We start from the raw sequence: 11961 nt of genomic DNA on the forward strand, positions 1-11961 counted from the left end.
CCGGCCTGGCCGAGGTCATGGGCGGCACGCCGGCGCAGGTGGAGAACGCCGCGGAAATCGCGATGGAGCACAACCTGGGCCTGACCTGCGACCCGATCGGCGGGCTGGTCCAGGTCCCGTGCATCGAACGGAACGCGATCGCCGCCGCGAAGGCCATCAACGCCGCCAAGATGGCGCTCTGGGGCGACGGCACGCACCGGGTCTCCCTCGACGAGGTCATCGTGACCATGCGGGAAACCGGCAAGGACATGAGCTCCAAATACAAGGAAACGGCCATGGGCGGCCTCGCCGTCAACGTGGTGGAGTGCTAGGGAGCTGATTGCGGCTGGCAGGCGCTAGTTGAACTGGCGCTAGTTATGCAGGGCGGCCCATAGGTTCAGCGAGGACGCGAACACGATCCAGGACAGGTAGGGAAGCATCAGCAGTCCTGCCGTCCGACTGATCGGGCCGAAGAGCACCACCGTAACGGCAACGGCTACGGCCAATGCCACGATGATCCCGAACGCGATCCACAGCGCCGGCGTCCCGAGCACCGGGTACAGGGCAAAGAAGACCGGGGTCCAGAGCAGGTTCAGCACCAGCTGCACGCCGTAAGCCGTCAGGGCCGCCTTGGACCCCTCGGCGTGGCTGCGCCAGACCAGCCACGCCGCGACCGCCATGGCGGCGTACAGGATCGTCCAAACCGGACCGAAGACCCAGTTGGGCGGGGACCAGGGCGCCGTGTCGGCTGAGGCATACCAGCCGTTAACGTGCTTGGCCGTGGCCAGGCCACCGAGGGCCGCAACGAGGGCCGACGCGCCGAGGAACAGGAGCAGCGCGATCACCTGGGAGCCGCTGCCGGCGCCTCTGCCGGCACCTCGGGAGCGGCCGCCGTGCGCCCCGGGACGGCCTTCCAACGGTTGTTGCTGAGCCTGCATGAGACCAGCGTAACCGCCTTGCCCGGACCGGCGGCAGGGTCCGGGCCGATAGACTTGAGGCTGCATGTCCGCATGCCGCCGAAGCTCGTACCGCAATGATTGGATACCGCACCCTTGCGTGAATTCACTGCCCGCTTTGCCTCTGCCGAGGAGATTGACAACTGGGATGCCCACGTCACCGCGAACCCCAATGGCGGCAACCTCCTTCAATCGGAAGCGTTCGCCGAGGTCAAGCAGCACTTTGGTTGGAGGCCTCTGCACCTTGTTTATGAGTCGGCCGATTACACGAGCTACAACCTGATCCTGGAAAAGTCGTTTCCGCTTCTCGGCAAGCTCTGGTACTTGATCAAGGGACCCGATGTGGCGTCCGTCGAGGACATCCCCGGGATCGCAGCGGCGAACGCGGACTTCGTGAAAAGGGCCAAACTGGGCGTCTTCGCGATCAAGATCGAGCCGGATATTGTCCTGTCGGACGACGCCGCGCGGGTCGTCGAGGGGGCAGGCCTGGTCAAGACTCACAACCTGCAACCCAACGACTCCACTGCGCTGCTCGATATTGCGCCCGAGGAAAACCAGCTGCTGCGCAATCTCCACTCCCGGGGCCGTAACGCCGTGCGCCGCGCCATCCGCGAGGGCGTGGAAGTCCACAACGTCGAGCCCACGGAAGAGAACTTCCGGGCCATGTATGCCCTGATGACCAACACGGTGGAGGCCAAATCCCAGGTCCGGGTGCGCGAGTACGAGTACTACCGCCAGTTCTGGAGCAACTTCCTGGCCCGTGACCAGGGCAGGCTGCTCTTCGTGTACGAAAACGACGTGCCCTCGGTTGGCGCGTTTGTGATCAACTACGGCCGCAAGGGAACGTACAAAGACGGCGGCTCCCTGCAGAAGCGCGGCCAGTACGGCGACTCGCACCTTGTGCAGTGGACTGCGATCAGCCAGGTCAAGGAACTCGGCTGCACCGAATACGACTTCTGCGGCACCCCGCCAAGCAACAAGCTAAAGGACACCTCGAACCCGTTCCATGGGCTGGGCCTGTTCAAGACCAGCTTCAGCAAGACCGTGACCGACTTCGTCGGCTGCTATGACCAGGTCCTGAGCCCGCTGAAGTACAAGGCCTGGCTGACGGCGGGGGAGCGCGTGGCACGCCAGCTCTACACCCGGCGCACGGGCCAGCAGTTCTACTAACCCGAGACAAAGACAATCAAGGACAGGCAAGGACAGCCTAGGACAGTGAGGAGGCCGGAATGAACAACGGAAACGACGGCCACCGCAGGCCGCCCACGGACGGCCTGCCCCGGACGCAGCCGATGTCGGCAACGCAGGTGCGCCAGAACGCCGCGGCCAAGAGGATGCTGCGCCGGCTGGTCCAGGGCGAAAACCCGCCGACGGCGCCGATGAGCATCGTGGACCGGCTCGCCGGCAGCCCCTACGCCAACCCGATGATCCAGGTCGGCGGGGTGGACGCCGCAGCCCGCAAGACCATCGACTTCGCCCTGAAACTGGCCGAATCCATGTTCCGGTACGGGGCAGGTGCCCTCGAAGTTGAGACCAGCATCATCGCGATCACCGCCGCGCTGGGGCTTAAGAACATCGAGGTGGACATCACCAACCAGTCGGTGGCCATCAACTATGCCCCGAGAGACCAGACGCCCATCTCGCTGCTGCGCGTAGTACGGTCCTGGACCAACAACTATGCGGGCCTCTCCCAGGTGCACCAGCTGGTGACGGACATCGTGGCCGGCGGCGTCGGCCGCGAGGAAGCCGCGCGCCGGCTCGATGACATTACCCGTAGCCCCAAGCCTTTCCCGCGGTGGATGGTCACTGTGGCCTTCGGCGTGTTCTCTGCCGTCTTCGTCGGCGTCCTGGGCGGCGGGCTGGGTGCCTCAATAGTCGCGTTCCTCTCCAACCTGCTGGTGAGCCTGCTGGCCCGACAGCTGGGCCGCTGGCGCACCCCGGACTTCTTCATCATCGCCTCGTGTTCGTTCCTGGTGACCATCGTCGCCCTGCTGTTGTGGCGCTTCGGCACCCCGTTGGGAGTGCAGATTCCCCCCGAGATCGTGGTGGTCGGCGGGATCCTGCTGCTCCTGCCGACGGGACGCCTAGTGTCCTCGGTGCAGGATGCGATCAACGGCTTCCCGGTCACGGCCGCCGGCCGGTTCCTGTCCACCATGCTGACCTTCGGGGCGCTGGTGGCCGGCATTGCCGTCGGGTTTGTCGTGGGAGACATGACCGGCATGGACCCAATAGACGTCACCAAAACATTCCCGCCCGCGTACGACTTGTGGGTGGTGGTCATTTTGATCGCCATTGCGGTGCTGATGATCGGCATCACCGAACAGACCAGCTGGAAGCTGCTGCTGCCGACGGCGGCCGTGGGCGTGGTGGGCTATCTGGTCCTGATCGGCGGCGACGCCCTGGGCATCGGGTCCCGTTTCGCGCCGGCCCTCGCCGCTGTGGTGATCGGCCTCCTGGCCCGTGTGGTGGCCCTCCGGATGGGTGCTCCCCAGCTGGTCGTGGCCGTCCCCGCCGCCCTCATCCTGCTCCCGGGGCTCACTATATTCCGGTCCATGTATGTATTGACCATTGAGGAATCGGAGATTCTTATGGGTGCCGGCGGGATGCTCAACGCCGGGGCGATCGTGCTCGGAGTCGCTGCAGGCATCGTGCTCGGTGACACCCTGGCGCGGCCCCTGACCCGGAGCCTGGCGAGCAACGAGCGGCGCAGGGCCCGCCGCCGCTAAGCAGACTGCGAACGCGGCTGGCGGGTTTTGCCTCCGGCGCCGGGGCCGTCCGTGTCCCTGCCCTGCCGGATTTCCCCGCCTTTGCCAGATTCCGACGGCGGGTCGTCGCGCCACGCTGGCGTGTCCCGGCGTCGTGGCGGCAAACGTGGGGAAATTCGGCGACATTTTGTTTGCCGCTAAATGTTGCCGCTGGACCTTGCCGGCTAAATCTTGCCTGCTAAATCTTCCCGGCTAAATCTTCCCGATGGGCAGCTTCTTCTCCGCCTGGAAGTCGTCCTCCACACGGCCCTTGGCCCAGTAGCCCGAGAGGGAAACCTGGGCCCGCTCCAGTCCGCGCTGCACGTAGAGGACGTCCCGGAGGCCCTTCATGTAGCCCCGCTCGCCGTGGGCGAAGACCTGCACCCGGCCCCCGGGCCATTCGGCGTCGCGCACGGCCGTGACCAGCAGCTCGCTCTCTCCGGCGGGGACGCCACCGCGCAGCAGCCAGCGCAGTTCGACGCCGGCTGGCCCTGCGATGGCCTGGATGTCGGCGTCGCTGTCCACTTCGAGCAGGGCGAGGCCGCGGGCATCCTCCGGCAGGGATTCGATCGCGGCGCCGATGGCCGGCAGCGCGGATTCATCGCCGGCAAACAGGTACCAGTCCGCCGCCGGATCCGGGTTGTAACCGCCGCCCGGGCCCGTAAACGTCAGGCGATCGCCGGGCTGGGCCGAGGCCGCCCAGGGGCCAGCGAGGCCTTCGTCGCCGTGGATCACAAAATCAATGGCGAGTTCCTGCGCCGCCGTGTCCACCCACCGGACCGTGTAGGTCCGGGTGTGCGGCCATTGGCTGCGCGGCATGGCTTCTCTGATGGCCCAAAGGTCCAGCGGCTCCGGGTACTCGATCTCGGGTTGCGGAAACACGATCTTGACGTATCGGTCCACATAGTCGTTGTTGACGTACCCGGCGAAGCCAGGGCCGCCAGCGATGATCCGGACCATGTGCGGGGAGAGTTGTTCCCTGCGCAGGACCGTCAAATCGGTCTGGGGACGCGAGTTCCGGGATGCGGTAGTGGCGGCGGGGAGGGAGGTCATGAGGTAAGCCTAACCAAGAACCCTGGCCGGAGCTCCCGGCCGGAAGCCTGTTACGGCAGCGGCGGCAGTTCCCAGTCAACCGTCCCGTTGCCCTGTTCCTGCAGCAGGGCGTTGGCCCGGCTGAAGGGCCGGGACCCGAAGAAACCGCGCGAGGCTGAGAGCGGGCTGGGGTGGGCGCTGGCGATCACGGCAGCGGATCCCAGTAGTGGCCGCACGGACTCGGCATCCTTCCCCCACAGGATCACCACCAGGGGAGCACGGCCCGCGCCGGCGGCGGATGCGCGGTCCGCGACGGCCCGGATGGCGGCCGCCGTGACGGCCTCCCAGCCCTTGTTCCGGTGCGAGCCCGCCGCGCCTGCCCGGACACTGAGCACCCTGTTCAGCAGCAGTACGCCCTGCTCCGCCCAGCGGCCAAGGTCCCCGTGGACGCGCGGCGGGACGCCCAGATCGGCCTGAAGTTCCTTGTAGATGTTCGCCAGGCTGCGGGGGATCGGCCGGGTGGCGCCGTCCACGGCGAAGGACAACCCTACGGCGTGCCCCGGCGTCGGGTAGGGGTCCTGTCCGACCACCAGCACCCGGACACCAGCCAGCGGCTGACGGAAGGCCCGCAGTAGATTTGGCGGCGACGGCAGCACGCCATGCCCGGCGGCCACTTCGCCGGCGAGGAAGGTGAGCGCCTCCCGCAACTGTGCCTCCACCGGCGCCAGCGCTTCCGCCCAGTCCGGAGCGACCAGCTCGCTCAGCGGCCGGCGCGCCAGGTCCGCGAAGCTGGGGCCGTCGGCGGCGGGTTCCAGCTCGAACAGCGCGTCGGAATCAAACTCGGAATCAGCCACAGCCCCATTCTTCCGCAGACGAAGTCCGCCCCGGCACCCCGCCGAATGACAACCCTGTCATTCGGCCGTAGCATGGGAATGGCTTTTTACCGGATCCAGCCGGTTTTTCGGAAGCAAACAGGGAGAGTGTGTCGTGGCCGAAGCAGCGCAAGAGCACGTGCTCGCGGGGGATTTTGCCGGATTCTCCGCTGCCGGCACGAGCCTGGACGAGGTGTCCGCGGAGTCTCCGCTGAGCGCCCGCGACCAACAGATGCTGGCCCTGGAGCGGCAGTGGTGGAAGTACGCAGGGGCAAAGGAGCAGGCCATCCGCGAGCTGTTCGATCTCTCCGCCACGCATTACTACCAGATCCTCAATGCCCTGATTGATACCGAGGATGCGCTGGCCCACGATCCCATGCTGGTCAAGAGATTGCGTAGACTACGTACATCACGCCAACGTGCCCGCACTGCCCGTCGTCTGGGAACAGATTCGTAAAGTCGCGTCACGCGCAGCCGGATGCGCACGTCCTGTTGCGCCCGCTTCCGGCCTCGGGCACCCCGTCTGAAATCAGCAAGGACGTCGTTTTACCATGACCAAATACGCTCGGGATGAATTTGATCGGGTCCCGGAGACCTCTGCCCGGCAGGGTGTCCACCGGGCCGTCGCCGAATCGCGCAGCCGGAGCCTGACCCCCATCTTGGCGGCCGGCTTCGTAGCGCTGGCCATCGGCTTGGTGGCGTTCCTGATCCTGCCGAAGCTCGGATTCTCCGCTGGCCAGGCCGCGGCCGTCGGTGACAACGCAACCGCCAGCGCGTCCGCAACGAGCCCCGCGAGCCCCAGCCCCGCGCCGACGAGCCCGGCGCCGGCCAGCACGGAACCTGCCGCCACAGCCCCCGCGGCAGCACCCACAGCGACGCCCAGCGCCACTGCCGCCGGTGTGGACAAGACGGCGCCGGTGACGGTCTACAACGGGACCACCACCGCTGGCCTCGCCAACCGGGTCGGCGGCACCATCAGCTCCGACGGCTGGATCCTGGGCCAGACGGGCAACTGGGGCGGCGTCCCGCAGCAGACGTCGGTGATCTTCTACAGCGGCGTGGAACAGAAGGGCAACGCGGAGGCACTCGGAACGCTCCTGGGCATCGACACCCTCGTGGACTCCGCCGAGTTCAACTTGCCCCTTGTGGTTGTGCTCGGCCCCGGCTTCCAGTAACTATTCCGGTTACGCCTCAATAACTATTCGGGGGAGGACCTGCCCGCCGTCGGCGTTCCTGAGGGACGCTGTGGGTACAGTATCTGCGGATTTCTCTTCGCAGTCCGCGGTGCACATCGAGGTGGGCCGCACGCAAGCTAGCTGAAAGTGTGGACACCATGGCACTGGGAACCGTCAAATGGTTCAACGCCGAAAAAGGCTACGGCTTCATCACCGTGGACGGTTCCGAGAACGACGTCTTCGTGCACTGGTCCGCGATCGTCGGGGAAGGCTACCGCGCCCTGGACGAGGGCCAGCGGGTGGAGCTGGAAGTCGGCGAGGGCGAAAAGGGCCCGCAGGCTGAAAGCGTCCGGCCCGCCTAGTGGCACTGGTTGCCGTCAAGAACGCCCCGCGGAACGCGGCAGGGCGTCCGGAAGGAGCTTTGCCGCTGGGCCGCGCCCTGGCGGCGGGCACACTCGCGGCCGTGGCCCTGACGGGCTGCCTGGGTCCTGCAGGCAGCGCCCGCGTGGCCAGCGCAGACGCGAGCGGTGACGGCACCCTGCGCATCGGCCTGATCCTGGACAACACGGGGCGGCAGAACTTCCTCAACGCCCCACAGCTCGCGGCGGCCAAACTCGCCGTCAAGGAGATCAACGCCGCCGGCGGCCACAAAGGCAAACCGGTGGAGCTGCTGCCGGAAACCATCAGCACTGACACCGCCGCCCAGGCGAAAGCGCTGGTTGCCGCCAAGGCCGACGTCGTTATCGGTCCGACCGATTCCAGCCGTGCCCCGGCCGCGATCGACGTGCTGGCCAACGCCAAGGTGGCTGTCATCTCACCGGCCAACTCTGCCAGCGCGCTCAGCAACTACAAGAGCGGCGGCTACTATTTCCGCACCTCGGCGGCCGACGTCGCCCAGGCCTCTGTCCTCGCCAAGCTGGCCAAGGACGGCGGCGCCAAGACCCTGGCTGTGGTGCACGAGGACGGCGCCTACGGCAAGGATGTCGCCGCCGCCGTCGCGGGTGCGGCGAAACAGTCCGGACTGGAAGTCGTGGCGGACGCGGAGTTCACCGCCGGCCAGGCGCAGCAGGCCGCCGCCACCGCGAAGGCCGCAAATCCCGACGCCGTCGTCCTGGTCTCGCGCGACGGCGCGCAGGGTGCCATCGCCGAACTGAACAATGCCGGCCTCGCCGGCAAGAAACTTGTCCTCAGCGACGCGGCAGTCAGCCGGTATGGCTCCGGCCTGGGCGCGCGGGCACTCGACGGCGCGCGCGGGGTCCTGCCCGGCGTGTTCCCCTCGGCCGCCTTCCAGAAGGACCTTGTTGCCGTTGACCCCGGACTGAAGGACATGGTGTTTGCCGCCGAGACGTACGACGCGGTCATCCTCGCCGCCGTCGCTGCCGCGGCGGCGGAAGACGACGCCGGAACCTCCATCGCGGCGTCCCTCGTGGCTGTCTCCGGCGGAGCTGCGGCAGCAGGCGGTAATGCCGCGGGTGGCGGCCAGCCCGCCAGCGAGCCGTGCACGAGCTACAAGGGCTGCGTCGACGTCCTCCGGGCAGGCAAGCGCCCGGACTATGACGGCCAGTCCGGACGGATCAACTTTGATTCCCACGGCGACATCACCGAAGCGAACCACAGGGTCTACACCTACGGCGAGGACAACCTGCCCACAATGAGTGGCACGGAGACCGCCAGCAGCAGTGGCGGCTGATCGCTCCTAGCGTATTGTGCCCGCGTGGCGGGCGGTTCGGGCCGGGCACTGCTTGCACTCTCCCCGGGGGAGTGCTAATTATTGATTTAGCACTCCAGCGCACTGACTGCTAACACGACGCCCGGTCCGCCCGGCCGCGAAGTGGGGCAGCCGGTCCAGGAGCTAAAGGAACACCTTGCTGGGGTGAGATCCCGGACCCAGCGGCATACAGAGGCCGCGGGGTAGGGATCGTCCGTCGCGGGCACCACAGCGAAGGTTCATTCTTAACGACTGTCCCGAAAGGACTACTGCCGTTATGGCCAAGATCATTGCATTTGATGAAGAGGCACGCCGCGGTCTTGAGCGGGGCCTGAACATCCTCGCCGACGCCGTCAAGGTCACCCTCGGCCCGCGGGGACGCAACGTCGTCCTCGAAAAGAAGTGGGGCGCCCCCACGATCACCAACGATGGTGTTTCCATCGCCAAGGAGATCGAGCTGGACGATCCTTACGAGAAGATCGGCGCCGAGCTGGTCAAGGAAGTTGCCAAGAAGACGGATGACGTCGCAGGCGACGGCACCACCACGGCAACTGTGCTCGCACAGGCCCTGGTCAAGGAAGGCCTGCGCAACGTCGCGGCCGGCGCTGACCCGCTGTCCCTCAAGCGCGGCATCGAGAAGGCTGTTGACGCCGTCACCGTCGAGCTCCTGGCCTCCGCCAAGGAAATCGAGACCAAGGAAGAGATCGCCGCCACCGCGTCCATCTCCGCCGGCGACAACGAGATCGGCGCCCTGATCGCCGAAGCCCTCGACAAGGTCGGCAAGGAAGGCGTCATCACGGTCGAGGAGTCGAACACGTTCGGCCTCGAGCTGGAGCTGACCGAAGGCATGCGCTTCGACAAGGGCTACATCTCGGCTTACTTCGTCACCGACGCCGAGCGCCAGGAAACGGTCCTTGAGGATCCGTACATCCTGATCGTCAACTCCAAGATCTCCAACGTCAAGGAACTGGTTGCTGTCCTGGAAAAGGTCATGCAGTCTTCCAAGCCGCTGCTGATCATTGCCGAAGACATCGAGGGCGAGGCCCTGGCCACCCTGATCGTCAACAAGATCCGCGGTACCTTCAAGTCCGTTGCCGTCAAGGCCCCGGGCTTCGGCGACCGCCGCAAGGCGCAGCTGGCCGACATCGCCATCCTCACCGGTGGCCAGGTCATCTCCGAGGAAGTCGGCCTCAAGCTTGAGACCGCCGGACTCGAACTCCTTGGCAAGGCCCGCAAGGTTGTTGTCACCAAGGACGAGACCACCATCGTCGAAGGTGCAGGCGACGCCGACCAGATTGCCGGCCGCGTGTCCCAGATCCGCGCCGAGATCGAGAACTCGGATTCCGACTACGACCGCGAGAAGCTGCAGGAGCGCCTGGCCAAGCTGGCCGGCGGCGTTGCAGTCATCAAGGCCGGCGCCGCAACCGAGGTCGAGCTCAAGGAACGCAAGCACCGCATTGAGGACGCCGTCCGCAACGCCAAGGCTGCTGTCGAAGAGGGCATCGTCGCCGGCGGTGGCGTTGCCCTGATCCAGGCTGGCGCCAAGGCATTCGCGAACCTGCAGCTCTCCGGTGACGAGGCAACGGGCGCGAACATCGTCCGCGTTGCCATCGACGCCCCGCTGAAGCAGATCGCCTTCAACGCCGGCCTCGAGCCCGGCGTCGTAGTGGACAAGGTCCGCGGCCTGCCCGCAGGCCACGGCCTCAACGCAGCCACCGGCGAGTACGTCGACCTGCTGGCCGCCGGCATCAACGACCCGGTCAAGGTAACCCGCTCTGCCCTGCAGAACGCGGCTTCCATTGCCGGCCTGTTCCTCACCACCGAGGCCGTTGTAGCTGACAAGCCCGAGAAGGCTGGCGCCCAGATGGGCGGCGGCGACGACATGGGCGGCATGGGCGGCATGGGCGGTTTCTAACCACCCGCGCCAGCCTCCACCGGCTGTTCGACGACGGCGGTCCCACCTTCGGGTGGGGCCGCCGTTGCCGGTTTAACGCAGCCTCCGGCCAGCACCCTCCCGCAGCCGTTGCGCTGGGTGTCGGCAGTCTCTGGCAGGATAGGTCAGTGACGATTACAGCAGCGGCCGACGGTTCGGCCTTAGGAAATCCCGGCCCGGCCGGATGGGCCTGGTACGTGAATGACGACTGCTGGCGGGCCGGTGGCTGGCCCCACGGCACGAACAACCAGGGCGAATTGATGGCGGTGCTGGACCTGTTCCGGGCGACGGCACACGTACCCGGGGAAGACCTGCTGATCCTCTGCGACAGCCAGTACGTCATCAACGCCGTGACCAAGTGGATGCCGGGCTGGAAACGCAAGGGCTGGCGCAAGGCCGACGGCAAGCCGGTGCTGAACGTGGACCTCCTCAAGGAAATCGACCAGGCGCTCGTGGGCCGCAAGTACACCTTCGAATGGGTGCGGGGTCATGCCGGGCACGAGCTCAACGAAGCGGCAGACGTCCGCGCCCGGGCAGCGGCCACGGCGTACCAGCAGGACGTGGCCGTCCGGCAGGGCCCCGGGTTCGGGACGCCGGAGGGCGGGACGCCGTCGGCAGGCCAGGCGGACTCCATGATGCCGCAGGCCGCCCCGCGGACGGCCCCAGCACAACCCGCCCCATCGCAGGCCGCAACTCGGGCACAGGCAGCCCCGGCCCCTTCCGGCCAGCAGGAACTCTTTGGCGCACCGGGGGCCTACGACGAACCGGACCTCTTCAGCGAACTCGAAGAAGAACCGGCGGCCCTGGCGGAGACCAGCCCCGAAGCCGTCGTCGAATCTCTTGAGCGGGAACTGCTCCGCCCGGAAACCCGGGCGGACGTGGGCCGCACAGGCGTCCTGCTCCATCCGGACTTCACCGAAATCGGCAGCTCCGGCCGGATCTGGACCCGCGACGCCATGATGATGTCACTGGAGGACAACCCGGGCGGACCTGTGGACCTGGAACTGTTGGGCGCGGACCGGCTGGGCGAGAAGACCATGCTCTTGACCTACCGCAGCCACACCCGCGAGGGATCAGCCCTGCGCAGCTCCCTGTGGGTCCTTGAAGGCGCGCAATGGCGTCTGCGCTTCCATCAGGGCACACCCGAGGCCTGACACCGTGTGAGGCTCACGTGAAGCGCTGGGCATTGCCCAGTTCAGCCTGCGCGTAGGTGGCAGCGGCGGAATTGAGCGCAAGGTTGATGGACGCCAGGGAGGCCTCGACCCTGCCCTGGGTCAGTGTCCACTCGGCGACCAGGGTTTGGAAGTTTGTCGCCGCGGAGCCCCGCCAGCTGCCCTGGAGTTCGTCCAGCCCTCGTTTCATGGCGTGGACGTCCGCGCTGATCCGCTCCACTGTGGCCTGCACGTTGGCGGATTTGAGCTGGAGGAGTTCCGTGTCGACGGAGATGATGCTCATGGGAATGCCTCTCGAATGTTCGGGGAGGCAGCCGCGGCCCGGCGGAGCACGGTGAACGTCAGCCGCGGGGGTCCGCGGTGAGAACTTGCGGTGAGAATTTGCGGTGA

13 protein-coding genes are annotated in these 11961 nt (G+C 66.8%); 9 read left to right on the top strand and 4 right to left on the bottom strand.

Translation table 11 applies throughout. From position 1 onward, the window contains the following. Positions 1 to 311, top strand: a 311-nt coding sequence (locus MRBLAR12_RS18620) for an L-serine ammonia-lyase, iron-sulfur-dependent, subunit alpha (protein ID WP_364747544.1), incomplete at its 5' end; no start/stop codon positions are given. A 39-nt stretch (positions 312 to 350) separates the two neighbouring features. On the opposite strand, the gene MRBLAR12_RS18625 is transcribed toward MRBLAR12_RS18620, so the two are convergent. After that, on the bottom strand, positions 351 to 917 hold the full coding sequence (locus tag MRBLAR12_RS18625; protein ID WP_364747546.1) for a TspO/MBR family protein: 567 nt from the start codon (positions 915 to 917) through the stop codon (positions 351 to 353). Between the two features lie 114 nt (positions 918 to 1031). Here MRBLAR12_RS18625 and MRBLAR12_RS18630 point away from each other — a divergent pair, with 114 nt between their 5' ends. Continuing rightward, positions 1032 to 2105, top strand: a complete 1074-nt coding sequence (locus MRBLAR12_RS18630) for a lipid II:glycine glycyltransferase FemX (RefSeq protein ID WP_364747548.1) — start codon at positions 1032 to 1034, stop codon at positions 2103 to 2105. Positions 2106 to 2164: 59 nt separating this feature from the next. After that, entirely contained in the window at positions 2165 to 3661 is a 1497-nt protein-coding gene (locus MRBLAR12_RS18635) for a threonine/serine ThrE exporter family protein (protein ID WP_364747549.1), read from the top strand. Between the two features lie 231 nt (positions 3662 to 3892). Here MRBLAR12_RS18635 and MRBLAR12_RS18640 read toward each other — a convergent pair whose 3' ends face one another. Next, positions 3893 to 4732: a siderophore-interacting protein gene (locus MRBLAR12_RS18640; protein WP_229993824.1), complete on the bottom strand. Its 840-nt coding sequence runs from the start codon at positions 4730 to 4732 to the stop codon at positions 3893 to 3895. 50 nt (positions 4733 to 4782) lie between these two features. Continuing rightward, positions 4783 to 5565, bottom strand: a complete 783-nt coding sequence (locus MRBLAR12_RS18645; protein ID WP_229993823.1) for a uracil-DNA glycosylase — start codon at positions 5563 to 5565, stop codon at positions 4783 to 4785. Between the two features lie 133 nt (positions 5566 to 5698). On the opposite strand from MRBLAR12_RS18645, the gene MRBLAR12_RS18650 reads away from it, so the two are divergent. From MRBLAR12_RS18650 to MRBLAR12_RS18675, 6 genes are all read left to right on the top strand, one after another. Beyond that, complete coding sequence (locus MRBLAR12_RS18650) at positions 5699 to 6040, top strand: DUF3263 domain-containing protein (RefSeq protein ID WP_414645538.1); 342 nt, start codon at positions 5699 to 5701, stop codon at positions 6038 to 6040. 94 nt (positions 6041 to 6134) lie between these two features. After that, positions 6135 to 6758, top strand: a complete 624-nt coding sequence (locus tag MRBLAR12_RS18655; RefSeq protein ID WP_229993822.1) for a LytR C-terminal domain-containing protein — start codon at positions 6135 to 6137, stop codon at positions 6756 to 6758. Between the two features lie 158 nt (positions 6759 to 6916). Then, complete coding sequence (locus tag MRBLAR12_RS18660; RefSeq protein ID WP_026266832.1) at positions 6917 to 7120, top strand: cold-shock protein; 204 nt, start codon at positions 6917 to 6919, stop codon at positions 7118 to 7120. Between the two features lie 59 nt (positions 7121 to 7179). Continuing rightward, the gene (locus MRBLAR12_RS18665; RefSeq protein ID WP_364747904.1) at positions 7180 to 8448 is read left to right on the top strand and encodes an ABC transporter substrate-binding protein; all 1269 of its coding nucleotides are present in this window, start codon (positions 7180 to 7182) and stop codon (positions 8446 to 8448) included. Between the two features lie 295 nt (positions 8449 to 8743). Then, positions 8744 to 10381 carry a chaperonin GroEL gene (gene groL / locus MRBLAR12_RS18670; protein WP_229993821.1) on the top strand — a complete coding sequence of 546 codons (1638 nt, stop codon included), beginning with the start codon at positions 8744 to 8746 and terminating at the stop codon, positions 10379 to 10381. Positions 10382 to 10527: 146 nt separating this feature from the next. Continuing rightward, positions 10528 to 11553 carry a ribonuclease HI family protein gene (locus MRBLAR12_RS18675; RefSeq protein ID WP_364747554.1) on the top strand — a complete coding sequence of 342 codons (1026 nt, stop codon included), beginning with the start codon at positions 10528 to 10530 and terminating at the stop codon, positions 11551 to 11553. A gap of 13 nt (positions 11554 to 11566) precedes the next feature. Here the strand turns inward: MRBLAR12_RS18675 and MRBLAR12_RS18680 are convergent, their stop codons facing one another. Next, positions 11567 to 11854, bottom strand: coding sequence for a WXG100 family type VII secretion target (locus MRBLAR12_RS18680; RefSeq protein ID WP_026538909.1), 288 nt, complete (start codon positions 11852 to 11854; stop codon positions 11567 to 11569). Positions 11855 to 11961: the final 107 nt, after the last annotated feature.

It is taken from the genome of Arthrobacter sp. LAR12-1-1.1 (assembly GCF_040676555.1).
Taxonomy (GTDB): Bacteria; Actinomycetota; Actinomycetes; order Actinomycetales; family Micrococcaceae; genus Arthrobacter.